The organism is Streptomyces sp. SID13666 (genome assembly GCF_010548325.1).
GTDB classification, from domain to species: domain Bacteria; phylum Actinomycetota; class Actinomycetes; order Streptomycetales; family Streptomycetaceae; genus Actinacidiphila; species Actinacidiphila fildesensis.
In genome coordinates this window covers 364461-387225 of record NZ_JAAGLX010000002.1, presented here as the reverse complement: position 1 = coordinate 387225, position 22765 = coordinate 364461, and the positions used below count along the sequence as shown (strand labels likewise).

Genomic DNA, 22765 nt, shown 5'->3' with positions numbered 1-22765 from the left:
AGCAGGACCGGGGCTGTTGCCGTGATCCTTGCGTCCACGGACGGTCCACGGACGGTCCACGGACGTGGCCGGATCAGAAGGGAGCAGTGCCGATCTCCTTGCCCTGGGCGTCCCGCAGTTTGATCTCGGAGGAGTGGTCGGTGCCCTGGGTACCCGGCAGTCCCAGGGCGAAGTAGGTCTGGGTCAGGCCCGGGAGCCGGAAGGTCGGGGTGCTGTAGTGCACGCCTTTCCAGACACAGTCCACCGACTTCACGCTGGGACTGACCTGCCCGATGGTCACCCACCCCACGGAGCCGTGGCCTGACGGAGCGTCGATCGTGTAGCCGGTGGTGCTGACGCCGCCGTCCGAATTGGCCGGCTGCTGGTCGCAGCCGAACATGCCGGCTGTGCCGGTGTCCGGGCCGGTCGCTGCCACGACCGCGGTGCAGGAGGTGCCGCCGCCGGCGTGCACCAGCCCCAGCTTCCAGGGGACGCCCGCGATCTTTCCCGAATGTTCGGGGAAGGTTCGGTAGATCGGGAAGGGCGGATCCTGCGGCGTGCGTGGGGCCTTCGTTGTCGTGATGCTCGGCCGGGGGATCGCCGGGGCCTTCGGGGTCGTAGCGGCCGGTGGGGACATCGGGGTGGCCGTGGTGCCCGCGGAGTTCGCCTGCGCCGCCAGCCAGCCGCCTCCCCCCAGCACCGTCGCGACAGCTACCGCCGAAAGCCCCAGCAGGGCCCGCCGCGTCCGACGTTGCCGCCGGCCGGAGGTCACGATGGCTCCCAGTGGTACCCGGCCCACCTCACTGTCCTGCGACAGCCGCTCGAACACCGCTTTCAGACCGTCCTCGGTAGGGCTCGTGGGGTCGTTCATGACTGTCCTTCCGAAGGGTCGAGCCGCAACGCGGGATCGAGCCGAAGCTTGGCCAGTGCCTTGGAGGTCTGGCTCTTCACGGTGCCCACCGAGCAGCCCATCGCCGCAGCGACCTGCGCTTCGGTCAGGTCCGACCAGAAACGCAGCACCAGAACCGCGCGCTGCCGCGGCGGAAGCGCCGCCAGCGCCCGGTTGACCGTCACCCGCCATGCGGCGGCGGGTGCGAAGTCCACCGAGGCGGCCGCGCTCGCCTCGGTCCGGCGGTCCCACGCCACTTCCCGCACCCGACGCCGACGCATCCGGGTGCGGTGCGCATTGACCAGGACCCGATGCAGATAGGCGTCCACGTCCCGCGCCCGCGACACCTTGTCCCAATGGGCATAGCAGGACGCCAGAGCGGTCTGGGCCAGATCCTGCCCGGCGCCGACATCACCGGTCAGCAGATAACCGGTCCTGACGAGCGATGGCCACCGCCTCGCCGCCAGCAGGTCGAAATCCGGTATCCCCTCACTCTCCTCGACCGATTCCGCAGCAACTCCGGGGGGCGCCGTGCCACGCGCTTTCACGTTGAAGATGCTCATGACCCCCTTAGAGTCACGCGACACCGCAAATGGTTGCCCGGTCACCTCAGATCACGACTGAGCGGTGCCGCGGGCACCACGAGGAGCGCGCCGGCGGCACTGAACCGCTGCCCCTGGCTCTACGGCAGCAGCGGCGCCAGGAGTTCTTCGCCGGCGGGGTAGGGGAGTTCGGCGGGCAGGAGCCGGTCCGCGGTGTGCAGGTCTCCGGCGCGTACGAGGGTGTGGATCTCCTGGGCGAGCGGCGTCACGTCGGTGATGGTGACCGTCCACTCGTCCGCGTATCGGCGGGCGGCGTCGCCGGTGAGGCCGAGTTGGAGGGAGCGGTACGGCAGCGGCTGGAGGTGGAGATCGCGTTCCGGGTCCCATTGGACGCGGGCGGGGGAGCGTTTGAGGTCGCGCTTCCAGGTGGCCAGGTCGGGGTGGAGCCCGCGCTCGTAGTGGGAGAGGCAGGCATGGCGCAGCGCCCACTCGAAGCCTTCACGGGTGATCTCGACGGCGAGTACCGGCTCCTGGCCTTCCTTCAACGATCAGGCCGGGTCGCTTGAACGCGGCTTGATGACCATGTCGAGCCGGCTTGATGATCGTCCGCGGATTCCATGGACGAGGAGGCGCGATTGGATATACGAATGAAACCGTGTACTCACTGCGCCAGCGTGACAACCGACGGTCACTGACCGAGCGCCTGTTGCTCTACATGCTGCCGGGCCTGGCAGTTGCGATTGGGGCCTTGCTGGGGCTCCTCACGTCTGACCACGTCTCCCCTGTCCTGGTGGTCCTCACAGCCCTGGTCATGGTGTGCGGATTTGCGGTACCACCGGCGGTTGATGCGCTTAGCGATCGAGTTTCGAGGCGGGCGCTGCACCAGCAACTGCTGGCTCATAGGTCTGATACCGCAGCTGCGCAGCGGGCGGAGCAGTTGCGCAGTCACTTCCACCCTAGAGGGCGTGGAATTCTGCCTTCGCTCGTGCGCGAGGGCTCATACTTCATGGGCCGGCTTCGAGTGCTGCGTGAGCTGGTGGACTGGATCAACGGCGCCGGTCTGGACGTTGCGTGGTCTCGTGTCGTGACCGGTGCCCCGGGATCCGGTAAGTCAGCGGTTCTCGGAAGGCTGGTGAGTCTGGCCGATGCCGGACAACCGAATGAGGTGCTTGCCACCGCACCAGCCGGGACGCGACCGCCGGTCGGCTCCATCAGCATGGCGGTGCACGTACGTGGCCACACGGCAGACGAAGTGGCCGCCGAGATCTCACAGGCCCTGGCGATCGACGAGGGGACGTGCAGCGGTCTCCTCGCACATCTCCGCGAGGATTTCGAGCATCGATCAACTGTGGTCGTCGTCGATGGGGTGGATGAGGCTGCCGACGCCCATCGGCTCATCATTGACCTACTCGAGCCGCTGGCGGCGGCGTCGGAGCGGACGGGCATCCGTCTGCTCGTCGGCACGCGCCGAGGTGGCGAGGACCACCTGCTGCGGCTGTTCGGAGCTTCGGCGCTCGTACTCGATCTGGACGAGGAACAGTATCTGGATCGACGCGATGTTGCTGAGTACGTCCGTAGCACATTGCTGGCCGATCCGGACCCGCAGGTCCGCACTCCCTACCGTGGCCGCCCTGCACTCGCGGAAAAGGTCGCTGCGGCCGTAGCCGCTCGTGCCGGCTCCAGTTTTCTCGTGGCACAGCTCACGGCGCTGTCCCTGATGGGATCTGACGAACCCGTGGATACAGGGAGCTCTGGGTGGGCGGCGACGTTTCCCACCACAGTGGGTGCCGCCATGGACCGATACCTTGGTGACGTTCAGCCAGGTGGGCCATGGTTACGCGATCTGCTGATGGCTCTGGCCTGGTCGCAGGGCGATGGCTTCAGCGACCCAGGAACCTGGGCGGCCGCGGCCACCATGCTGGGAACAGCCGCGTACTCCGAACGCGATGTCACCCGGCTGCTCCTGGACAGCTCTGCGGTGGACCTGCTCCACCGCAGCACCCACGCAGACCGTGTCGCCTTCCGACTCTTCCACGAAGCGCTGGGCGAGTATTTGCGGCAGTTGAGCACTCGTCAGCGTCCGGCAGCCGAGGTCCACCGCCGTCTTGCGGACATCCTCCTCGAGAAGCTGTCATCGTCTTCCCTTGACGAGCGGGACTGGGCGCACGCCGACAGGTACACGCGTACCTATCTGCCTTTCCATGCGGGCGAGGGCCAGGTGTTGGACCAGCTTCTCGATGACGCGGGCTTTTTGGCTGCCGTGGATCCGGCTCGCCTGCTGACGGCACTCCCCACCACTCGCACCGGGTCGGGCTGGCGAGTGGCTCGCATCATTCAACGAGTCGGCCAGCAACTCCTTGTGGCACCGGAAGACGAGCGCATCTGCTACCTCGAGATGGCGGCCCACATGGCTGGCGACGTGCGCCTGGCGGGCGAATTGGCAGCTACGGCTCCCGATCGTCCCTGGTCGGTGCTCTGGGCTCGCTGGGACGCGCTCATTGAGAGCCGCATGCTCGGTCACCATGACGACTACGTCCTTGCTGTCGACACCGTTGAGACAGCGAGGGGGATCGTGGTGCTCTCGGCGAGCGCATGGGGCATCCAGGCGTGGCGCCTCGCCGATGGAGAACCCATGGTGACCGGCGTACGGGAGCCGGATTCACGCATCCTCAACATGGCTACCTTCCGGCAGGGTGACGGCATCGCCATCGTGACCCTTCACGAGGATGGGCATCTACTGCGCACGACGCCGGACGCGGTCGATCCGCAGAGGATTCTCGCGGAAGATCGTGCGCCAAACGGTGTCTGGTCGTTAGACGTCGCAGGTCAATCCGCAGTGGCTACGGTCAGCCGAGATCACGTAGTCGAGGTCTTGTCCGTCAGGGACGGTCATGTGCTGGATCTGCCGCCCGTCGCGATCGGTCGAGAAGACCAAGTTCTCGTGGTGGACAACGTAGGCGGGCGGTGCCTTGCGGTGGTGAGCGGCAACAGTGGTGACATTAAGACGTGGGACCTCACCACCGGTCGTCCGCTCAGTGAACCGCTGCATCCCGGAGTACACATGCCGGGCTGGCGGAATGACACGCGCTTCTGGGCAGCATCGCTCGCTGAGCGCCAGGACGGGCCTGTGCTCCTTCTGGGAACTACGGCAGGCCAGGTGATCGCCTGGGACCCGGTCCGTGGAGAGATTGTCGGGGACCCACATCATGGTGACGCGGGAGTGTTCACCACCCTGGTTACGGGGCACGACAACGATCTGTGGTGTTGGGGCGATTGGAACGGCAACCTCTTCATGCGTGGCGCCGCCCAAGAGGAGGTACGGCAACTGGCCGTTCATGACGGTGGGGTGCAATCGCTGGCACAGTGCGAACTGAACGGTGCCCGCCTGCTTATCTCGGGGGGACGCGACGGCGCCGTACGTGCCTGGAACATCCAAGCAGCCCGCCCGGCGGCTAGTGTCGGCGACCACCACAGCGTCGTCACAGGCGTCGACTCCACCCAACAGGGCTGCATCGCGTCCATCAGGGCCGGCGGCTCTCTCGTGATCTTTGCGGCTGACGGCGGTGGCGTCCTCGCCGAACTGAGGCGATCGGCCGAGGAGGGCTTCCGCAGCGCAGCCGTGGTGCCGGGCGACCCGCGGTCCTTCGTCACGCTGGATAGGCAGAGGCACATCACCCTACGGGTCTTCCCGGACGGCCAAGCGTCACACGAATTCCAGTTGGCCTCGGACGAGGAATGGAGTTCCATCGCTGTCATGAACAGGCAGCGGCCATTGCTCCTCGTCACAGCGACCAGCGGGCGACTGGGATTCTTCGACCTTGCCACGTGCGATGCTGTTCGGCCATCGCTGGCCTGCCACACCGGCAGGTTCATGGTGGCTCCACTCCCAGAGCAAACGGACGAAGCACTCCGGTTCATCACATGTGACTGGGAGTGCCTCCAGGCCCGGCTATGGAATGTGAGGAGCGATGAGACGCGGCATCTCGACCTACCAGTTCGCAGAATGGACAACGGCGACCCGGTGTCTATCTCGGCTGTCTCCTTCGGTCACATAGGTGACCTCCCGGTCGCTGTCGGAGCCTGCGCCTACTCTCGTCTGCACATCTGGAACACCGAAGACGGTTCCCTGATGATCGATGCTCAACTCGAGCAGGCTCATCACATGGCATTGGCCGACGTGGACACCACCCAGATCGGCAGGCAGTCGCTCATCCTCTCTGGCGGACACACCTGTTCCGCTGTCCTTTGGTCCGCGGAAAGTCGATGAGAGCACCATCTACGGGTCGGATCACCGTTGTGGAGCACCAGGTTCCTTCCCGGCAAACGAGCCGTCGTGGCTGGTCCACGCGGCATCATGGTTCTCAAATTGGGCTCCAGCCTGCTCAGTCGATTCGAGCACCCCTGAGAAGCGATCAACGAAGTAATCCCAAGCTCTTCAGCCCACGAAAGAGGTCATGAACGCGGATTGATGACCCACGTCAAGCCGTGTTCATAGTCCATTCCTTGCCGCCGCTCATTGCTCGTTCGTACAACCCCATTCCATGTGCGGGTGACAGCGCTCAGGGGTATCGGGTTTCTCCGGTGATAGCTAAGTCAGCTAGTGGTGTGCTCCGGATCGGCTGCCTGGGCTTCGGCGAAGGTGCCGTAGTCGATGGAGCGGTTGAGCAGGGTGAAGTCCATGTCGCCGGCGGTGAACCGACTGGTGTAGTAGTGCCCTGTTGCTGCCCGGGGGTTCAGGCCCGTGACAGAGATGCGACAGGCCCCTTCGTGCCGAGGGCTGCGGTGCTGGTGCTCCGCGCGCGGCGTGTTGTCGTAGAGGAACCCGATCTCTGCGGTACCAGAGTTCTCGGGGGAACTGATGTGGGCGTTGCTTGAGCGCGAGGTGCTCTCCTTGGTGCGAAGCGTGGCGTGCAGGCTCCAGAAGGTCTGCTCAATCGTTAGGTATGTGGTGATCGGCCCCCGGTTTCCGCCTTCGGGTATGTGGCTGTCCGCGCTCGGGGACAGGATCACGCGCCATGTGCCGGTGACCCAGGGTCGGCCGGTGAAACGGTGGATTCCGGACCAGCGCCAGACCCACTTGTCGAAGACGACCACGCCGTATCCGACAGCGGCTGGGATGTAGGCGAACAGGTAACGGAACTGCGATGGGTACAAACCCAGCACGAGCAGAATGCCTGTGTAGAGAGTGGCGGCGACGGTTGCGCCAGTGCGGATGGTGGTGGCTGTGCCCATCGTCAGCCTCCGTAGCCGAGGTAGTACCAGGCGCCTTCGATCAGCTCCCGTGCGTCCTTCTCCGCCCACTTCTGGCCTTCACCGAAGAGCTTCTTGATTCCGTTCGGTTCCACCATGCGCTGCGAACCGAACCAGGTCCCCGTGAGCTGCCGGCGGACCTCTTGCAGACTCGCCCGGACTGCGTCGTCGAAGTCGCCAGCGAGGAAGATGGGTTTGGGCACGTTGTAGATCAGACACTCTGAGAAGTACGACGGCAGTGCCTCGATCACGCCCGCAGCCGCGAGGTCGTTCTCCACGTTCTTCAGGACCCGAACCACGAACTTGTACCGCAGATTGGTATCGGTGTTCTTAGTGCGACCGTTGATCAGTTGCAGCTCGGGCCAGTTGATGATTCGCTTGCCGTTGCGGCCATAGACGGCGCTCCCCACGTACTGGCCCCCGGGAGCTGAGAAGTCGTATGTCACCCACTTGAAGCACGGCACCACGTCGATGCTGGGGCGGCTCCCGAGAACCTCCGGAACGAAGAAGGCGAGGTTGTGGTCCGGGTCCACCCGTCCGAAGTGATTCGTGAGAGCAACGTAGACCTCCTGGCGGAGACCGGTCTTGGTCCATGTCCCCTTGTCGGCCTGCTCACCGAACCACCAGCTCGCCAGGCCGTCGGTGTGAAAGGGATGGTTGAGTTTCACCATGATGTCCACGTCGCTGTCGCCGCGGACGTTGGTGTTGTTTGGGTAGGAGCCCTTGGCTGCGACCGTGATGTCCAGGCTCTGGAACGGCCTGTGCTGATCGACCGCCGCCTTGACCATGCGCTCGGCCCGATCCAGCCGAAGCTGCTCGGACGGGCCGGGCGGGTTCTTCCACTTGTTGACCAGAGCGAGACGCTGTGTGAGCGTCAGCTGCCTTGCCATGAGCCTCTCCCTACATCCCGGCCTACGCCGGGAACAGCGTACGGGCGGGGACCGACAAACCGATCTACGGCAGACACATCCGACCGAAGCTGCTCGTTGGTTCGGGGATGGGGATGTAGAGCCGACTTTGCGGTCCGCGCTCCGCAGGTACAGGGGCAATGTCTCGCTTTCAGCCCGTTTCGACCTGACCATCGGCTGAGATTCGAGGTGCGGCAGACAAGTAGGCCGACTGCATCTGGCTCGACCGCGGAGCAGACAGGCACTCATTTGTCGGAATGGTGAGAGCCTCGGTCGGGACCAACTGGGGGAGTAGCCTGACGAGGATCGCCTCGACCCCGGAGAGCTCCAATAGCCACCGTGAGCCTTTTCTAGCCTGTGGCTGACCTCAGCGGGTGGCCGCGATTGCCGCGCTCTACTGCTTCATGCGCCTTCGGTGTCCAGCCGCTCCGCGGACTGGAGCAGGTATGCGGGCAATTTTGAACTGGCCGCCAAGCCTCGATTCCGATGAGGCGGCCCTGCTCGTCGAAGTCCAGGTTGATCATCCCGCCGACGTTCACCGGATCGCAGGGGTACGTGTGCGCGGACTGCACGCGATCCTGCGGTTCGGTGAAGTACACGTAGGCGGCGTCCACAGTCTTGTCGTAGGTGACTCGCACGTCTGGCACGGTGATCTGGGGCCCTTGGTGAAGTTCATGTCGGTTCTGTCGTTGTCCATGCGGCGGGTCTCGTCGCCCTCGTGCTGACGCGGCGAGTTGCAAGTCCAGGACAGCCCTGACCATGTCGGTGCTGCGGCCGGCATTGCCTGGCGCAACGAACAGCGGTCGAAAATTGGTGGCCACCCGAACCGGCCGGCCCCACGCTGTATGCCATGGAAGAACCGCACCGCAGGATCCGCGCGCTCCACACGGCATCCACGATTACTGTCTACCAGGCATAATCCCCTGAAATCGGACTTCCCGCGGTCCGCGACGGCCGCTTTCCCGCAGCGTGGAAGCGTGACCGCATGACGTGGATTAAACCAAGCTTCCTGTGGATGATGTACCGCTCCGGTTGGGGTACAAAGGAAGGCCAGGAGACCGTTCTTGCCGTCGAGATCGATCGCGACGGCTTCGACTGGGCGCTGCGCCACGCCTGCGCGTCGAGCTACGTCAGCGGGCTGCACCCCGATCAAGCCGCCTGGCAGCGTGACCTCAAGCGCGCGCCGGCTCGTGTCCAGTGGGATCCCGAACGAGACCTGAACCTGCGTTCCCTGCCGTACCGCTCACTTCAACTGGGGCTCGCTGGCGAGGCATCGCTGCGTTACGCGGACGAATGGACCGTATCCATCAGAGACGTGACCCCGCTTGCCCGCGAAATCCGCACGCTCGTCAGTCGCGGCGATTCAGACTCCGCCGCGCAGCTGCTCCCCCAGGAACAGCCATATCCCGGCGGTGACGAACTGCTGGCCCACCTGCGTCCCTGACCGGCAACCCGGACACAACGGCCGGCATCGCCCGGGGCCACATGGCAGCACAGGCTCACTGGGACGAAGGTCAAGCCAGGCGACCCCGCGCCCGAGGGCTCCCGTCCAACGCATCCCGCGAGGCAGGCCACACACCGGCAGCCGTTCACGGTCATGTCACCAGCAGCATGGATAAGGTCTGTGAACGCTGCTTGATGATCCATGTCAAGCCGTGTTCATAGTCCTTTTTCGGGCCTAGCCCGAGAGGCTGCTGTAGGTTCCGTTTTCACATGTCATCTTCGTGTCTCGTAACCTGCTGCTATGGGCAGTTGTCCAAGGGAGTTGTCAGTGGCTTTGTCCATGTGATCTGTTACTTTCTGCGGTGCGCGTGGAGGGGTAGCTCGTTCCGACTTCACGCATGGCAGCTCGTGGCCCTCGGTGAGCGTCCGCCTGGCCGATGACTGTTGCGCCGGGAGCCCCGCCATCCGTTGTCAGCGGTGGGAACTAGCCTGTCGGCGTGCCATCTACCGATGATCGACAGGTTCCCGCCGCGCTCGCCGCTGCCCTTGCTGTTCCCTTCGAATACAGCGACGGCGAAGGGGTCGACTTCGAGCCCTTCCCGGCCTTCTTGACCGGTGAGGACACCACCGACTGGTTCCGGGCCTGGACCGGGAACCCGGAACTCAGCGGCGACGCCTTCCGCGTGTTCGGCCAGGACGGCTCGGGCGGGTATGCGGCGTTCTGGCTGGTACGCCCTGGCCAGCCACTCGTCGATCAGCCCGTGGTGTTCTTCGGTTCCGAGGGCGAGACCGGCGTCGTGGCCCGCAGCCTGGGCGACTTCCTGTGGCTGCTCGCCGGCGGCTACGGCCCCTGTGAGGCTGCCACTGACTACGAGCCCGACTGGACTGCGCAGCCCAACGAGGCATTCGCGGCTCTCGCGCAGCGATTCGCCCCGGACCGGGAGCAGTCGGCCGCAGCCGTGATCGAGCAGGCAGCTGGGGAGTTCCCGGACTTCGACGACTCGATGATGGGACTCTGTGGCTGAGCGAGGCCGGACCGCGAACCCTGCTGGCAGGCAGGGAGATCCCGCACGGCCCGCCACCGGCAGGGCGGCTGGTCGACTGACACGTTGGCGACAAGTCAAGTGGACACAGCCATCCTTCAGCCGGCACCTACAGCTGTCTCCGTGCTGGATGCGCCTGCCAAGGGAAACGTCGTGCGACATCAGCCCAGGTAGGGCTCAGCGCGGTGCTCCATGAAGTGGCGGATTCGGAGCTGCTGAGTGTGATGCATCGGAAGCTCGGCAATCTCAGCCTGGGCGATGAATCGGAGCTCCGTCGACTCATCCGACATGGCGAGTCGACCACCAACGACTCGGGCGGTGAAGCAGACGTTGAACTGCCGTCGTACTTCGCCGTCCGAGTAGGCGATGACGTGCCGCGGGTCGGTGTACGTGCCGACAAGCCCGGTGATCTCCACGTCCAGGCCGGTCTCTTCCTTGACTTCACGGACTGCGGTACCTGGAAGCGAGTCCGTCATGTCCATACCGCCGCCCGGCAAGGCCCAGAGGTCGTTGTCCGTCCGCCGCTGAAGCAGGATGCGGCCCTCCTCGTCGGTGACGACAGCGGACGCTGCCACGACCAAGCTGTTGGGCTTGGGCGCTTTGGGGTTGTCGTAGTACTCGGTCCGGATCACGGTCACGTCTCCTGTACCTGCGTCGCTGTCGCCCAAACCGCATCGAAGCTTCCCGCGTAGGTGTCGAACATTCCACCATCGCCGTGCCGGCGGAGGTGCCAGACGGGTGCGGCGTATGCGTTCACTCCCCAGACATGGGCATTGATCAGGGCCTGGTCATCGGCGCGATACAGCGAGTTGTAGAGGGTGGTCCCGTGCGTCCGGACTCGATCCCGGGCACACCCACCAACGGCGTGTAGTGCATGAGGGCGAGCCGGCAGCGCGATTCGATGCCGTGCCCGAATCGCTCTTCCTGGCCGCGCTGCCGAACGTTGGGGTCGTCCGGATCACCAATGGCGATGCGGACCGCGCAGCCATCGGTGGCTCGCTCCTGCAGAAGCTCATTGAGCCGGGGATACGCCTCGTGCAGAAAGATGGCGGCGTACACCAACACGTCGATCTGCTCGTGTGCTTGCGACAGCATGTCGACGAACGTCGACGCTGGAATGTCAGCGCGCTGATCATAGAGAGCTACCAGTTCGGGACTGACTGCTCGGGCAGCGCGGGCCTGCCTGAGCGCTGGCCACAGAGCGTGCACATCTTCTCCTAAGGTCTCTGCCGCCAGCATGGCCGTGACGCGGCGTGGCGTTCGGCCGAGATTGACCCATCGCTCAACGGATTTCGGGTCCACCTCGGCCTTTACCGCAAGGGCGGCGTATGTCCAGCCTCCGGCTGCCATGGCGGCACGTAATCTCTCGTTCGGCATCTGATCTTTCCCCACCTGACGGGACGGCACTAGGGACGTTCTACCCGGTGTGGGACGTCCCGAAGTGGGTTTTGGGGGAGGTTCCAACGTCCTGGTGATGCGCGTGATGATCCCGGCATGAGCAATGACGGGATTCCTGAAGTCGGCGCGCTGGCAGTGGATACAGCCAAGCGGCGCACGGGCCACGTCATTGGCCGCGTAGGCCCGTACATCCAACTGCGGCCAGTCGGCGGTGGAACGGAATGGGGCGCCTGCCCGGAGGACGTCAAGCCTGCCGGGACTGACGGTCAGACTGGTACGCGGGTCGACGACGCGAGCAGCGTTGAGGACCGGTGGTCGTGATGGCCCGCGTTGCGGCGCTGAGGGTACAGCGCGGGGACCGGGTCAGTGTGCGCGGTCAGTGGCGAGAGGTGAAGGCGGTTCGTTCGGACCGGTTTGCCTCGGGTGGCCTGGTAGTCGTGCTGGTCTTCACCTCTGGTCTGGCCCTGCGGCTCAATGCGGCGGACGGCCTGGCGGTCGAACGTGGTGGCCGGGGGCTGCGGTGATGGTGGGCAGGGCGGTCTATCGGTACACGGATTGGTCGCTGGCCACGGACACAACGGCTAGCGGCCCGATCTATGCGGCGGAGTGCACTTCGTGCGGCGAGGCGTCGGCGGCAGCGGATGAGCAAGAGGGTCCGGAGGTGTGGTGCTTGCGCCATGCCGGGCTCACTGGGCACACGGGATTCCGTGGCGTGATCACGAGCTTCTTCCGGGCCTCGCTGGTAGAAGGGCCACGGTGAGGGGAGTGGGTGCCCGCGAGCGGGTGGCGTCTGCCGCTTTCGTGCTGGAGGTCTGGTGGTGGCGCCACGTGACGGATCGCCGTCTGTTCCGCTTGCTGGATGGGGAGCGTGCCCGGATCACTGCCGGGATGTCCGATGCCCGCGCGCAGGAGGATCTGCGGAGGTTGCCGGCCGGGTTCGCTGAGCTGGTGGCGGCCGAAGCGCGGGAGGGTCGCTCACTGCCCCCATAGGTCGGGCCGGGGTCGTCGTCCGGGAAGGTCCGGCGGCTGCCGTTCTTGACCTTCCCTGGCGCAGCGATGTCACCGTGAGTTCGAATCTCACATCCTCCGCAGCCAGAGACACCAAGTCGGCCCCCGACCAGGGACATCGGTCGGGGGCCGTTCTCATGCGTGTTGCCTGCGGGCGACCGTGGTTCCCCGTGGTTCCCCGTGGTTCCCCGTGGCTTCCCGGCAGATCGGGCACGGAAGGGGCACGGGGATTAACGCTGGGCGCTGGCCGAGGTCTGGTAGTCGAGGGTCGCGTCAGGGGGGCCACAATGCAAGATCGCGTCGACTGCGGCCCAGTCACTGAGAGGCACGTCGTAGCAGTAGAGCATCCAAGGATCGTCCGGGTCCGGAGTGATCACTTCTCGGAGTTGGATGATCTGCTCGCGGCTGATCGGGCGCTCAGTTCGCAAGAACTCGTCGTCCTTGCTGAAGCCGTCCAAGGACCAGACGACGGACGGTTCATCTATTGCCATGCACCGAGCCTAACGGCGCCCTCGGCCTGATCATGCGGTGCCCGCCACGCTGCTCTTGGCTGCCATCCCGTCTGCCGTCGTCCCGCTTTGTCGTATCCGCTGTGGCATCTTGAGGAACATGATCGAACCCGATTGACGCGCGCGACCCGGCGTCAGATCGAGCGCAGCGACGTCGGTCAGCTTCGCGCGGTCCTGAGACGGCCCGCGAGACAATCCTCTACGGACTCACCCATTCGTCCAGCCTGAGCTTCACCTGGTGATTGTGGTCGGCATGCCAGATCACCTGACCGGTGACTACAGCGCCCATGCGGGGTAGATCCATCTCGGGTGGCATGAGTGTGACCTCCGCCAACCCCACTGCGTTTGGCACGCCATCTATCCGGACAAACACGCCGAAGCGTTGGCGACCGATGACCTGGCAGCTGATCGTTGCTCCTACCGGGAGTGCGAACACGGTCGCCGGCCAATCTCGGCGAACGTCCTCTTCGGCCGGGATTCCGGGCCCCGCCGGCCACGCGTACTCAGACATGGGCCGATCATGCCAGTGCGAGGCTGGCCTGTAGAGCCCTAGTTTGGAAGACCAGGGATGCGGATGTTGGCCGACCTGGGAAGCGTCTGACCTGCCCCGGAGCGGAAGCGTCGCCGGGATTCCCCGCGAATCCCCGCCGCTTCCCGCCGGACCGGGCACGGATCGGGCAGGGGGTTGCTTGCTAGTAGCGCAAGCGAGCTTCATCTCCGTCGATGGTGAGGATGTACTCGGTGAGCGGGGTGCCGCCCCCGGCTGGAACGAGCGTGAGCCCAAGATCACGGATGGGCCTCAGGACGCGCATCATGGCGGTCCCCTCAGGATCGGGCCCGCGTAGAGCCGCGAAGGCATCAAAGAGCGGCCTGATCGGCTCCCAGGCCGGCGTGGGAGCGAAGCGCAGGAGAAACCTCGGCTGGTCGACGTCATATCCGGTGAGCCGGCCGAGTAGCGTCTCGCCGTCCATGAGATCCCAGTCCGACGTTTGCCAGTGCTCGTTCATATTGCCCCCGGTTGTCTGAGGCACATCCGCTGTGGGGGAGTGCCGGAGGTGCGGATCATATGAGTTCGGCCGGTGGTGCCGGGCCACCCCTTGACGGCTCGGAGACGGCCCGGGTGGATCAGCTCGTTCGGCGGCGGGTTTGTACGCACCTCCGCTTCAATGTCCACCATGGAACTCCGAGAGGAGTGCCCGTGGACGGCTGGCAACCACAGGGCCGACGATGGTATGCGCCGCGTGTGAGTGGTCAAGGAGACCAACACCCCATGCAGGCCATACCTGTGGACACATCCCGGCTCGGCGTACTGCGGTGCGCGGTGGCGCCGGAGGCCTCCCGGCAGATGCTCTCCTGGCGCTCCACGCCGGTCTGGTCGTCGTCGTTCACATGGGAGATCCGGCAGTAGATCGCGGCCGGCTCCCCTTCCCAATCGGTGCGGCTCTTCTTCGTCCGCTGTGGTCCGGCTGCCTGGTTGGCACGCAGCGCGCGCCGTAATCGTGCTTCGGACTGCTGGTTGTTGGTGTCGGGCGTCATGGAAAAAGACTATGAGCGCGGCTTGATCCACGTGATCCGGTTCCGTTGCCAGGCCGCCGGGAACCGGCCGGTGCTCGCCGCCGGGAGTCCGATGTGCGGCGAGTACGCCTGGTAGACGGTGACGGTCGTCTCCGTGTGCAGTGCGCGGATCCGGTGTTTCGGCTCGTCCAGGAGGTGTTTCGGTTCTTCCACGGGATACAGGGTGCGGCCACCGGCCGCGGGGGCGCCAACGGTTTCTACGGGTGGGTCGGGCCCAGGGTCCAGTAGACGACGGACAGGGTGGCCATCGAGACGAGGGTGGAGACCATCACGGAGTCGCGGGCGAGATCGGTGTCCAGGTCGTACTGGCGCGCGTAGATGAACGCGTTCTGGGCGGTGGGCAGCGCGGAGCAGAGCACCACGGCGAGCAACTGGTGCTGCGGCAGGTGCAGAAGGAGGCCGCCGACCGCCAGGGCGACGAGGGGCTGTACGAGGGTCTTGAGCACGACCGTCACGCCGACCTCGGTGAGCCGGCCCGTGCCGGTCGCGGCCGGGCGGCCGTGCAGTGACATGCCGAGGGTGACGAGGGCGGTGGGAACGGCGGCCGCGCCGAGCAGTTCGCAGGAGTGGCCGAGGGCCGTCGGAAGCTGCCAGCCCGCGGCGGAGACGACGGCGCCGAGGGCGGAGGCCATGATGATCGGGTTGCGCACCGGCATCATCAGCATCCGGGTGAGGCCGCCGCTCCTCCAGCCGGCGCCGGTGCCGGCGTCGAGCAGGGTCAGGATGAGGGGGGATATCAGCAGCACCTGGAAGAGCAGGATCTGGGCGACGAACGAGGCGTCTCCGAGTACCTGCAGGGCCACCGGGATCCCGAGGTTGGCCGAGTTGACGTAGCCGGCCGCCATGCTGCTGATCGCCTGGTCGGCGAGCTTGTGGTGGAAGAGCCGGCGAGCGGCCAGGAGGCCGAGGGCGCAGACCACGACGGTGCCTGCGGCGAAGGCGATCATCGAGGTGTTCGCGAAGGTATCGAGGCGCGCCTTGGAGATCATGACGAACAGCGCGGCCGGCATGGCCACATGGAAGACGAACCGGCCGAGGACGGGTTCCGCCTGCTCGCCCAGCAGACCCGTGCGGCTGACCAGGTAGCCGGCCGCGGTGAGTATCCAGATCGGGGCGAAGCTGGAGAGCAGGGAGGGCATGAATCCTCGGGTCCGGTGGGTCACGGGCGCGGCCCGAAGGGGCCGCGGGTCGGCGGTTTGCCGCCGTCCATGATCCCCGCCCGCTTCCCGGCGCCTCCGGCAGGGCATGCCTGAGGGCGCCGCCGCGCCGACCCGCCGCCGCGCCGACCCGCGGCGGCTCCCGTCGACCCGGGCGGCCCCGGCCTAGGCCGTCAGCGCCTCGGGGGCGTCCTCTGCGCTCTCCGCGCACGCGGTGACCAGCTCGTCCAGGGAAACGTCCAGCGCGGCGGCCAGCGCTGCCACGGTGAAGAAGGCCGGGGTCGGTGCCCTGCCGGTTTCGATCTTGCGGAGGGTCTCCGCGGACAGTCCCGCCGCGGCGGCGACCTCCACCATGCTGCGGTCGCCGCGGGCCCGGCGCAGCAGCGCGCCGAAGCGCTCACCGCGTTCACGTTCCCAGGGGGTCAAAGGAGTTCTCACCATGACCGTGATACTAATACCGGTATAAGTATTGGGCATCATCGAGGTCATCAGTCAGGGGTCAGCAACATGGTGGAGATCAAGACCGACGCGGCGCTGGAGGCGATGCGCGAAGCCGGGCGCGTCGTGGCCCAGGCGCTCGGCGCCGTCCGCGCGGCGGCGGCCGTAGGGGTCCGGCTGCGGGAGCTGGACGTCGTGGCCCGTGACGTTCTGCGCGCGGCCGGGGCGCGTTCGCCGTTCCTCGGCTATCGGCCGGAATTCGCCCCGGTGCCGTTCCCCGCGGTGATCTGCGCCTCGGTCAACGACGCGATCGTGCACGGCATCCCCGGCGACCACCGGCTGCGGGACGGCGATCTGGTCAGCATCGACTGCGGAGCCGAGCTCGACGGCTGGACCGGCGACGCCGCCATCAGCTTCATCGTCGGCACGCCGCGTCCCGCCGACCTGCGGCTCATCGACGCCACCCAGCGGGCGCTGGACGCCGCCATAGCGGCCGCCGTCCCGGGCAACCGGATCGGGGACATCTCGCACGCCGTCGGCACCGTCGCCAAGGCGGCCGGCTGCGGGATGCCCGCGGACTTCGGCGGCCACGGCATCGGCCGCCGGATGCACGAGGATCCGGGGGTACCCAACCGCGGCCGTCCCGGCCGCGGCTTCCCGCTGCGGCACGGTCTCGCGCTCGCCATCGAACCGATGCTGATGGCCGGCGGACGTGACGACTACCGTACCGATCCCGACGGTTGGACACTGCGCACCGTCGACGGCAGCCGGGCCGCCCACATCGAGCACACCGTCGCCGTCACCGCGGAGGGCCCCCGCGTCCTCACCCTGCCCTGACCCGGGTCAGGGCCGCAGGTCGCTGTGCCCGCAGACCCAGGCCAGCGCGTCGTGCACCCCCTGGATGTAGTCGCGCGGGATCGTGCGCTGGGTGGCGTCCGCCAGCTGCACGACCGCGGCGTCCGCTTCGGCCGTCAGCAGGGGCAGATCCGGTGCCCCTTCGCACGAGGCGCCCGTGACCGGCGCCGGGTCGCCGCGGCCCAGCGCCCACAGGTAGCCCGTCAGGGCGCCCCGGGAGAGCTGCGTCTGCTGGGCCGGCCCCGCCCCGACGGCCTCCAGGGCGTGAAATGCCTCCTCGACCTCGGCCAGTGACCTGGTGCCGACGGTCTGTTCCTTGTGCGGCTCTGCGCTGGGAAACCTCATACCTGTACGTATGTCCCCTCCCGCGCCGCTGATGTGTGCCCGGGCGGGGACGGGATCCCGGCCGGGTCGACCGGCCCGTCCGGTGGTCAGACACACCCGGCCGGTGCGTCCGGCTTGACGGTGTCGAGGTGGGTCTCCACCCACGCGCGCAGCACGCCGAGCGGCACGGCCACACCGCGCCCCAGCTCCGTCAGTTCGTACTCCACGTGCAGCGGGACGGCCGGGTAGACGGTGCGGTCGACGAACCCGCTGTCCTCCAGCCGGCGCAGGGTGCTCGTCAGGACCTTGGGGCTGATGCCCTGGAGGCGGCGCTGCAGTGCGCCGAAGCGCTGCGGCCCTTCCTCCATCGCTCCGATCGCCAGCGCCGTCCACTTGTTGGCCAGCAGGTCCAGCACGTCGCGGCACGGGCACAGCGCGGCGTACACGTCGTGCTGTGCGTGGTTTCCTGTCGTGCACGCGATGGTCATGGCCACTGCCTTTCCCGGTCGTGGAGGGTGGGCGACACGCCGGTTGCGTTGCCGTTCACGGCTCCCACCTGTGATGCTTTCCAAAAGATAGTAGTAGCCCTTGCAGGTAACCACTACCCCATGGGTAGCGTCCACGGTGTTGACGATAACCGGTCGGCGCGCCGTGTGCGCGCCGGCCCCACCCCCCACCGGGAGCCATCAGATGAACGAGAAGCCGACCATGCGCGCGATCACCCAGGACACCTTCGGCGGCCCGGAGGTGCTGCATCTCACCGAGCTGCCGCGCCCGGAGCCGGTACCGCACGAGGTGCTGGTGCGGGTGCGTGCCGCCGGGGTCAACCCGGTTGACTGGAAGACCCGGGAGGGCGGCGGCATGGCCGGTGCGCTGGGCGCGCCGCCGTTCGTGCTCGGCTGGGACGTCTCCGGCGTCGTGGAGCAGGTGGGGTTCGGCGTGCACACCCTGGAGGTCGGTGACGAGGTGTACGGGATGCCGTCGTTCCCCCGGGAGGCCGGCGCGTACGCCGAGTACGTGACCGCCCCGGCCCGGCACTTCGCCCGCAAGCCCGCCACGCTCGACCACGACCACGCCGCCGCGGTGCCGCTCGCGGCCCTCACCGCCTGGCAGGCCCTGACCGTCACCGCCGGAGTCACCGCAGGTCAGCGGGTGCTGATCCATGGCGCGGCGGGCGGGGTGGGGCACTTCGCCGTGCAGTTCGCCAAGCATCTGGGGGCGCACGTCACCGGGACCGCCCGCGCGCCGAAGCACGCCTGGCTGCGCGAACTGGGCGCCGATGAACTCGTCGACTACACCGCGGTCCGCTTCGAGGACGAGGTGCGCGACATCGACGTCGTCATCGACCTGATCGGCGACGAGCACGACCGTACGAGTACCCGCTCGCTGGACACGCTGCGCCCCGGCGGGATCGTCGTCGCCGTCCCGTCGGGTGTCTCGCCCGCGCTCATGGAGGCGGCGCGGGATCGCGGAGTGCGGGCCGCGGCGTATCTCGTGGAGCCCGACGGGGCCTCGCTGGCCACGATCGCCGAACTGATCGACAAGGGCGGCGTCACCGTCGAGGTCGAGGACGTCCTGCCGCTGGCGGAGGCCGCCGAGGCGCACCGTCGCGGCGAGCAGGGCCGCACGCGGGGCAAGCTCACCCTCCACGTCGCGTAAAGGGTCGGAAAGGCGTTCAAAGTGAACGTCAACCCTGAGGGATATCAAGGGTTGAGGGGTGGGGCTCCGTGAATCAACCCGGGCCCCTCCCCGCATTCCCGACGGGGAGCCGGAAGGGCTGGTGACGAGGCGGCCTGGATCAGGACGGGTCGTGGTTGACCTCGGAGGCCATCCGCGGGTGGAGCACGCCGGGGTAGAGCCGGGCCTTGGCCACCGGCTCGGCGACGCCTCCCTGCGGCACCATCTCGACGACGCCCCAGGGGCTGTCCGGCAGGAGCACCGGGATCACGTACGAGGCCGAGCAGCCGACGCAGTCGTACTGGTCCTCCCAGACCTCCACGTCGACCAGGCTGCCGGGGTTGCGCGCGACGTGCTTGTGCAGGGCGTGGCAGCGGCCGCACTTCTCGCCGGGCTCGCAGGTGCTGCCGCACGGGCACGGGAGGTCGAGCCGGACGGGGGGCTGCCAACGCTGGACGCGGCACGCCTCCGCCGTCTGCGAGGTGTGGCGCATCGCCAGGATGTTGCGGGCGGCGACGTTGTACGTCTCGCCCGTCGCGGTCATCCGGTCGCGGATGACGTCCTTGCGGGCACGGTTCGTCGTCATACAGTCCTCCAGCGGTTTTCCACGCGGTCCCGCAGAAGGCCGGGAAGACCGGACTGAGGCGATGGCGTGAGTCGATGACCCTTGTCCTCGCCCTCATGACCCACCAGCGCGGGCCCAGGCTCGGAACAGGCAGACGCGGCTGCCGTCCTCCACGGTACCCGGAATCGGTCACGCCGATTTCCCCCGCCGTGGCGGTGCCACGGCGGGGGACGGGCGGTGGTGGGCCGGCGCCGGTTACGCCGCGGCTCCGTCCGGGTGCGGGACGGCGGTGACCGGGGCGTCCCAGTCGATGCGGTAGCCGGCCTGCCAGGCCGACTTCTCCGGCTTGTTCAACTTCATGACCAGGGGGAGGAGCAGATCCCGCAGCACCCGGCCGACCGGTCCTGCGGCCTTGTTGCTGTTGGTGCGGTTGGCTTCCTTGATGATCCGCTCGACGCGGGGCCTGCGCAGGTCCTCGTAGGCCGCGAACGCCTCCTCGTGCGGCAGGTCACGCAGGCAGCGGGCCAGCTGGACGGCGCTTTCCATGGCGAGCGAGGCGCCCTGTCCCGAACTGGACGAGGCCGCGTGCGCCGCGTCGCCGATCAGCACCATCCGCCCCCGGCTCCAGGCCGGGACCCTCGGCATGTTCTCCATGGGGCCGGCGATCAGCAGGTCGGCGGGGTCGGTCTTCAGCAGCAGGTCCGCAGCCGGGACGCGATCGCCGGTGAACGATCCGGCCAGCACGCGCAGCCACTCCTCGGCGCCGGTCCGCCCGGCTTCGGCCACGGTCATCGGCTCGGGGTGCGGCAGGTTCACGAACCACACACCCGACGAGTCCTCGTGCACCTGGTAGCCGAGGAAGGCGCGCTTGCCGAACATCATGTACATCTTGCCGCCGGTCGGGGGCAGTCCGGTGTTCCTCACCGGGGCGCCGAAGCTGACCAGGCCGCCGTAGTTGGGTTGGGGCGCGTCCGAGTCGATCAGCGAGCGCACCGTGGAGCGGATGCCGTCCGCCCCGATCAGCACATCGGCCGTTGCCGTCGTCCCGTCCGCGAAGTGCGCGGTCACACCGTCGTCGCTCTCCTGCGCGGAGACCAGCCGCTTGCCGTGCACGGTGCGGACACCGCGGCGGGCCGCCTCGTCGTAGAGCACCCGGTACAGATCGGCGCGCCAGACGAACTGCGACGACTCGACGCCGGGCGGGCTGCCGAACTCGCCGAGCCGCTTGCCGTTCCAGCTCTGCAGCACGATGTGCGTGGTGGGCGTGCCGATGGCGCGTACGAGGTCGCCGACTCCGATGACGTCGAGGGCGCCCAGACCGTTGGGCGCCAGGCCCAGCCCGCCTCCCACACCGTCCGCCCTGCTGTCGTAGGCCTCGTACACGGTGGCTTCGATACCGGCTTGGTGCAGGGCGATCGCGGCAACCGGGCCGCCGATGCCGCCGCCGATGACGAGGGCGGTTCGGATGGTGGAGCGCATGACGTGGTCCTTTCCCAGCGGGTTTGTGCGGACACCGCAAGCATCGCATATCCACTAGTTGCAAGTCAACTAGTGGATATGAACCTATGCATCGGTTCATGGTTCACAAGGAGCGCAGGCGAAGCCTTCCCGCTCAAAACGCGAAAACCCCCGCGCCGTCACGGCAGCGGAGGTTTTCGGGCGGAGTTCTTCGGAGGGAGCGTCCGGTCGTCGGGGACCTGGGAGCGGGCACCCTGGTTGCGGCCGGTCAGCCGACCACGGCGACGGGGGCGTCCCAGGCGTTGTGGTCAACGGTGACCGTGGCCCCGCCGAAGGTCTCCTTCTTGTTCACCGCGTACTGGTGGCCGCGGCGGTGGCCGGTCCACAGGGTGGAGGCGAAGGGGAAGCCGGTCGTGGTGTCGGCGTTGTTGTCGTAGCGGGCGTACCAGAGGGCGTTCGGGAGGTCCGCCGTGTGGTTGCCGGCGGCGGTGGCGATCGCGGCGGCGCTGGACTGGCTGAACCCGTAGAACCCGGCCCAGTAGCCCTTCGCGTGCGCGGCACGGTCCCACGCCTGCACATAGGTCAGGACCGACTGGACGCAGGAGGCGTTGCTGATGTCGTACGCCTCCATGTCCAGGTAGATCGCACTGCCGGCGCGCATCCCCAGTGCGGACGCCTTGGCGACGGCGTCCGCGCCGTCCGCCGTGCCCAGTGAGGAGGCGTTGGCGGCGGTGATCCGCTCGGGGTTGCTGCTCGTCTGGCAGGGCGGCTGCGCCCCCACGTACAGCGGGATCAGTTGCCAGCCGGCGGCGTGCACCGACTGCACCCACGAGCTGGTGAGCTGCGGCTGCGCGCAGCCGCGGTTCTTGCCACCGATGTAGACGGCGGCGGCGCCGTACGGCGAGCTCTTGCGCCAGGCGCTCATCGTGGTCAGGTTCGGGGCGGTGCAGGTGTCGAAGGCCTGACCGGTGAACACCCGCGACGCCGGCAGCTGCACCACGGTGTGCGACTGGGGCGGCGGCTGCTTCGCGCCGGGGCCCGCAGCGGTGGTGGCGGCCGACGACGCGTGGGCGGACGGCCCGCCTGGGGTCCCGGCCGACGGTGTGCTGCCCGCCGGGGACGAGGCGCCCGTCGCCGGCTTGGCGGTTCCTGAGGCGGACGGCTTGGCCGTTCCGGCCGCGGAACCGGCGTCGCTGTCCAAGCCGGTCCCGTCGGCAGCGGTACGCGACTGCCGTGCGCCGTCGCTCCCGCGCGAGGAGACAGCCTCGGCCGTGATGGCGCCGCCGCCGGCGAGCAGGATCAGGCTGGCGACGGACAGCGCTATGTAGCGGCGCTGCTTGGGCTGGCGACGGTTCGGCACGGAGTCCTCAACAGGTGGGCGGGACGGCCCGGATCAGGACCGGCGGTTCGGTGATCGACTGAGTACATATCACTTTCTCCGCCGTGTCACCAAAACCCTGGAGGTCGAGCTGGTATTCGGCGGACCGGTGGGTCGGCACGTAGCCCAGTCCGTCGTGCATGGCGCGGCGCGACGGCGAACGTCCCGGCGAGGTCGTCGGGGACGGTTCCGGCCCAGGAGACCAGCCGGTAGCCGGGGTGCGGGCGTTCGGTGAGCGCGGCGAGGTCCGCGCGCTCCAGCGGGAGCCGGGCGTAGGTGAGTGCCAGGACCTTTCGGGGCCGGTGCGTGCGCACTCCCTCCCGCCCGCCCGAACCGGTCAGCCGGTCCGGGCAGTCGGCCACCCGGTCG

At 67.6% G+C, this 22765-nt stretch carries 22 protein-coding genes and 5 pseudogenes; 6 read left to right on the top strand and 21 right to left on the bottom strand.

The window, feature by feature from the left end; genetic code table 11:
* Positions 1-73: 73 nt before the first annotated feature.
* From G3I60_RS06610 to G3I60_RS06600, 3 genes and pseudogenes are all read right to left on the bottom strand, one after another.
* Positions 74-850, bottom strand: a complete 777-nt coding sequence (locus tag G3I60_RS06610) for a hypothetical protein (protein WP_138355259.1) — start codon at positions 848-850, stop codon at positions 74-76.
* Positions 847-1431, bottom strand: coding sequence for a SigE family RNA polymerase sigma factor (locus G3I60_RS06605; RefSeq protein ID WP_164297260.1), 585 nt, complete (start codon positions 1429-1431; stop codon positions 847-849). Before G3I60_RS06605 ends, G3I60_RS06610 begins: the two co-directional genes overlap by 4 nt.
* Before the next feature lie 119 nt (positions 1432-1550).
* A pseudogene (locus G3I60_RS06600) lies at positions 1551-1952 on the bottom strand (DUF4291 family protein); the annotation flags it as partial.
* Between the two features lie 56 nt (positions 1953-2008).
* Between G3I60_RS06600 and G3I60_RS06595 the strand changes: the two are divergent.
* Positions 2009-5677, top strand: coding sequence for an AAA family ATPase (locus tag G3I60_RS06595; protein WP_203672324.1), 3669 nt, complete (start codon positions 2009-2011; stop codon positions 5675-5677).
* 326 nt (positions 5678-6003) lie between these two features.
* Here the strand turns inward: G3I60_RS06595 and G3I60_RS06590 are convergent, their stop codons facing one another.
* From G3I60_RS06590 to G3I60_RS06580, 3 genes are all read right to left on the bottom strand, one after another.
* Complete coding sequence (locus tag G3I60_RS06590; protein WP_164297266.1) at positions 6004-6642, bottom strand: hypothetical protein; 639 nt, start codon at positions 6640-6642, stop codon at positions 6004-6006.
* A gap of 2 nt (positions 6643-6644) precedes the next feature.
* Positions 6645-7550, bottom strand: coding sequence for a nucleotidyltransferase (locus tag G3I60_RS06585; protein WP_164297268.1), 906 nt, complete (start codon positions 7548-7550; stop codon positions 6645-6647).
* 368 nt (positions 7551-7918) lie between these two features.
* On the bottom strand, positions 7919-8206 hold the full coding sequence (locus tag G3I60_RS06580) for a DUF2283 domain-containing protein (RefSeq protein WP_343241795.1): 288 nt from the start codon (positions 8204-8206) through the stop codon (positions 7919-7921).
* A 212-nt stretch (positions 8207-8418) separates the two neighbouring features.
* On the opposite strand from G3I60_RS06580, the pseudogene G3I60_RS06575 reads away from it, so the two are divergent.
* Positions 8419-9012, top strand: a pseudogene (locus G3I60_RS06575) (DUF4291 domain-containing protein).
* 496 nt (positions 9013-9508) lie between these two features.
* Entirely contained in the window at positions 9509-10036 is a 528-nt protein-coding gene (locus G3I60_RS06570; RefSeq protein ID WP_164297269.1) for an SMI1/KNR4 family protein, read from the top strand.
* A gap of 179 nt (positions 10037-10215) precedes the next feature.
* Here the strand turns inward: G3I60_RS06570 and G3I60_RS06565 are convergent, their stop codons facing one another.
* Positions 10216-10686: an NUDIX domain-containing protein gene (locus G3I60_RS06565; protein ID WP_164297271.1), complete on the bottom strand. Its 471-nt coding sequence runs from the start codon at positions 10684-10686 to the stop codon at positions 10216-10218.
* A 2-nt stretch (positions 10687-10688) separates the two neighbouring features.
* A pseudogene (locus tag G3I60_RS06560) lies at positions 10689-11431 on the bottom strand (helix-turn-helix domain-containing protein).
* 332 nt (positions 11432-11763) lie between these two features.
* Between G3I60_RS06560 and G3I60_RS06555 the strand changes: the two are divergent.
* Positions 11764-11976: a hypothetical protein gene (locus tag G3I60_RS06555; protein ID WP_164298834.1), complete on the top strand. Its 213-nt coding sequence runs from the start codon at positions 11764-11766 to the stop codon at positions 11974-11976.
* 714 nt (positions 11977-12690) lie between these two features.
* Here the strand turns inward: G3I60_RS06555 and G3I60_RS06550 are convergent.
* From G3I60_RS06550 to G3I60_RS06520, 7 genes and pseudogenes are all read right to left on the bottom strand, one after another.
* Positions 12691-12951, bottom strand: coding sequence for a hypothetical protein (locus tag G3I60_RS06550; protein ID WP_138355265.1), 261 nt, complete (start codon positions 12949-12951; stop codon positions 12691-12693).
* A gap of 217 nt (positions 12952-13168) precedes the next feature.
* Entirely contained in the window at positions 13169-13480 is a 312-nt protein-coding gene (locus G3I60_RS44490) for an RNA-binding protein (protein ID WP_194445645.1), read from the bottom strand.
* A gap of 181 nt (positions 13481-13661) precedes the next feature.
* Complete coding sequence (locus G3I60_RS06540) at positions 13662-13976, bottom strand: hypothetical protein (RefSeq protein ID WP_138355266.1); 315 nt, start codon at positions 13974-13976, stop codon at positions 13662-13664.
* Between the two features lie 244 nt (positions 13977-14220).
* A complete protein-coding gene (locus tag G3I60_RS06535) occupies positions 14221-14505 on the bottom strand; it encodes a hypothetical protein (protein WP_232485100.1) in 285 nt (94 codons plus the stop codon).
* Between the two features lie 18 nt (positions 14506-14523).
* A pseudogene (locus G3I60_RS06530) lies at positions 14524-14676 on the bottom strand (DUF4291 family protein); the annotation flags it as partial.
* A 65-nt stretch (positions 14677-14741) separates the two neighbouring features.
* Positions 14742-15683: an AEC family transporter gene (locus G3I60_RS06525; protein ID WP_164298836.1), complete on the bottom strand. Its 942-nt coding sequence runs from the start codon at positions 15681-15683 to the stop codon at positions 14742-14744.
* 183 nt (positions 15684-15866) lie between these two features.
* On the bottom strand, positions 15867-16142 hold the full coding sequence (locus tag G3I60_RS06520; protein WP_138355268.1) for a helix-turn-helix domain-containing protein: 276 nt from the start codon (positions 16140-16142) through the stop codon (positions 15867-15869).
* 66 nt (positions 16143-16208) lie between these two features.
* On the opposite strand from G3I60_RS06520, the gene map reads away from it, so the two are divergent.
* Complete coding sequence (gene map / locus G3I60_RS06515; protein ID WP_164298838.1) at positions 16209-16976, top strand: type I methionyl aminopeptidase; 768 nt, start codon at positions 16209-16211, stop codon at positions 16974-16976.
* A 6-nt stretch (positions 16977-16982) separates the two neighbouring features.
* On the opposite strand, the gene G3I60_RS06510 is transcribed toward map, so the two are convergent.
* A complete protein-coding gene (locus tag G3I60_RS06510) occupies positions 16983-17339 on the bottom strand; it encodes a hypothetical protein (protein ID WP_138355270.1) in 357 nt (118 codons plus the stop codon).
* Between the two features lie 86 nt (positions 17340-17425).
* Positions 17426-17806, bottom strand: coding sequence for a helix-turn-helix domain-containing protein (locus G3I60_RS06505; RefSeq protein WP_138355271.1), 381 nt, complete (start codon positions 17804-17806; stop codon positions 17426-17428).
* A gap of 202 nt (positions 17807-18008) precedes the next feature.
* On the opposite strand from G3I60_RS06505, the gene G3I60_RS06500 reads away from it, so the two are divergent.
* The gene (locus tag G3I60_RS06500; protein WP_164298840.1) at positions 18009-18977 is read left to right on the top strand and encodes an NADP-dependent oxidoreductase; all 969 of its coding nucleotides are present in this window, start codon (positions 18009-18011) and stop codon (positions 18975-18977) included.
* Positions 18978-19116: 139 nt separating this feature from the next.
* Here G3I60_RS06500 and G3I60_RS06495 read toward each other — a convergent pair whose 3' ends face one another.
* From G3I60_RS06495 to G3I60_RS45170, 4 genes and pseudogenes are all read right to left on the bottom strand, one after another.
* The gene (locus G3I60_RS06495; RefSeq protein ID WP_138355273.1) at positions 19117-19581 is read right to left on the bottom strand and encodes a hypothetical protein; all 465 of its coding nucleotides are present in this window, start codon (positions 19579-19581) and stop codon (positions 19117-19119) included.
* Positions 19582-19815: 234 nt separating this feature from the next.
* On the bottom strand, positions 19816-21039 hold the full coding sequence (locus G3I60_RS06490) for an NAD(P)/FAD-dependent oxidoreductase (protein ID WP_138355274.1): 1224 nt from the start codon (positions 21037-21039) through the stop codon (positions 19816-19818).
* Positions 21040-21286: 247 nt separating this feature from the next.
* Positions 21287-22378: a glycoside hydrolase domain-containing protein gene (locus G3I60_RS06485; RefSeq protein WP_343241862.1), complete on the bottom strand. Its 1092-nt coding sequence runs from the start codon at positions 22376-22378 to the stop codon at positions 21287-21289.
* A gap of 151 nt (positions 22379-22529) precedes the next feature.
* A pseudogene (locus G3I60_RS45170) lies at positions 22530-22692 on the bottom strand (GNAT family N-acetyltransferase); the annotation flags it as partial.
* Positions 22693-22765 lie beyond the last annotated feature (73 nt).

What these genes read in the sequence shown, in the direction of transcription:
- G3I60_RS06610 (WP_138355259.1), bottom strand. Translation starts at nt 850, where the DNA reads ATGAACGACCCCACGAGCCCTACCGAGGACGGTCTGAAAGCGGTGTTC.
- G3I60_RS06605 (WP_164297260.1), bottom strand. Translation starts at nt 1,431, where the DNA reads ATGAGCATCTTCAACGTGAAAGCGCGTGGCACGGCGCCCCCCGGAGTT.
- G3I60_RS06595 (WP_203672324.1), top strand. Translation starts at nt 2,009, where the DNA reads ATGATCGTCCGCGGATTCCATGGACGAGGAGGCGCGATTGGATATACG.
- G3I60_RS06590 (WP_164297266.1), bottom strand. Translation starts at nt 6,642, where the DNA reads ATGGGCACAGCCACCACCATCCGCACTGGCGCAACCGTCGCCGCCACT.
- G3I60_RS06585 (WP_164297268.1), bottom strand. Translation starts at nt 7,550, where the DNA reads ATGGCAAGGCAGCTGACGCTCACACAGCGTCTCGCTCTGGTCAACAAG.
- G3I60_RS06550 (WP_138355265.1), bottom strand. Translation starts at nt 12,951, where the DNA reads ATGGCAATAGATGAACCGTCCGTCGTCTGGTCCTTGGACGGCTTCAGC.
- G3I60_RS44490 (WP_194445645.1), bottom strand. Translation starts at nt 13,480, where the DNA reads ATGTCTGAGTACGCGTGGCCGGCGGGGCCCGGAATCCCGGCCGAAGAG.
- G3I60_RS06540 (WP_138355266.1), bottom strand. Translation starts at nt 13,976, where the DNA reads ATGAACGAGCACTGGCAAACGTCGGACTGGGATCTCATGGACGGCGAG.
- G3I60_RS06535 (WP_232485100.1), bottom strand. Translation starts at nt 14,505, where the DNA reads ATGACGCCCGACACCAACAACCAGCAGTCCGAAGCACGATTACGGCGC.
- G3I60_RS06525 (WP_164298836.1), bottom strand. Translation starts at nt 15,683, where the DNA reads ATGCCCTCCCTGCTCTCCAGCTTCGCCCCGATCTGGATACTCACCGCG.
- G3I60_RS06520 (WP_138355268.1), bottom strand. Translation starts at nt 16,142, where the DNA reads ATGGTGAGAACTCCTTTGACCCCCTGGGAACGTGAACGCGGTGAGCGC.
- map (WP_164298838.1), top strand. Translation starts at nt 16,209, where the DNA reads ATGGTGGAGATCAAGACCGACGCGGCGCTGGAGGCGATGCGCGAAGCC.
- G3I60_RS06510 (WP_138355270.1), bottom strand. Translation starts at nt 17,339, where the DNA reads ATGAGGTTTCCCAGCGCAGAGCCGCACAAGGAACAGACCGTCGGCACC.
- G3I60_RS06505 (WP_138355271.1), bottom strand. Translation starts at nt 17,806, where the DNA reads ATGACCATCGCGTGCACGACAGGAAACCACGCACAGCACGACGTGTAC.
- G3I60_RS06500 (WP_164298840.1), top strand. Translation starts at nt 18,009, where the DNA reads ATGAACGAGAAGCCGACCATGCGCGCGATCACCCAGGACACCTTCGGC.
- G3I60_RS06495 (WP_138355273.1), bottom strand. Translation starts at nt 19,581, where the DNA reads ATGACGACGAACCGTGCCCGCAAGGACGTCATCCGCGACCGGATGACC.
- G3I60_RS06490 (WP_138355274.1), bottom strand. Translation starts at nt 21,039, where the DNA reads ATGCGCTCCACCATCCGAACCGCCCTCGTCATCGGCGGCGGCATCGGC.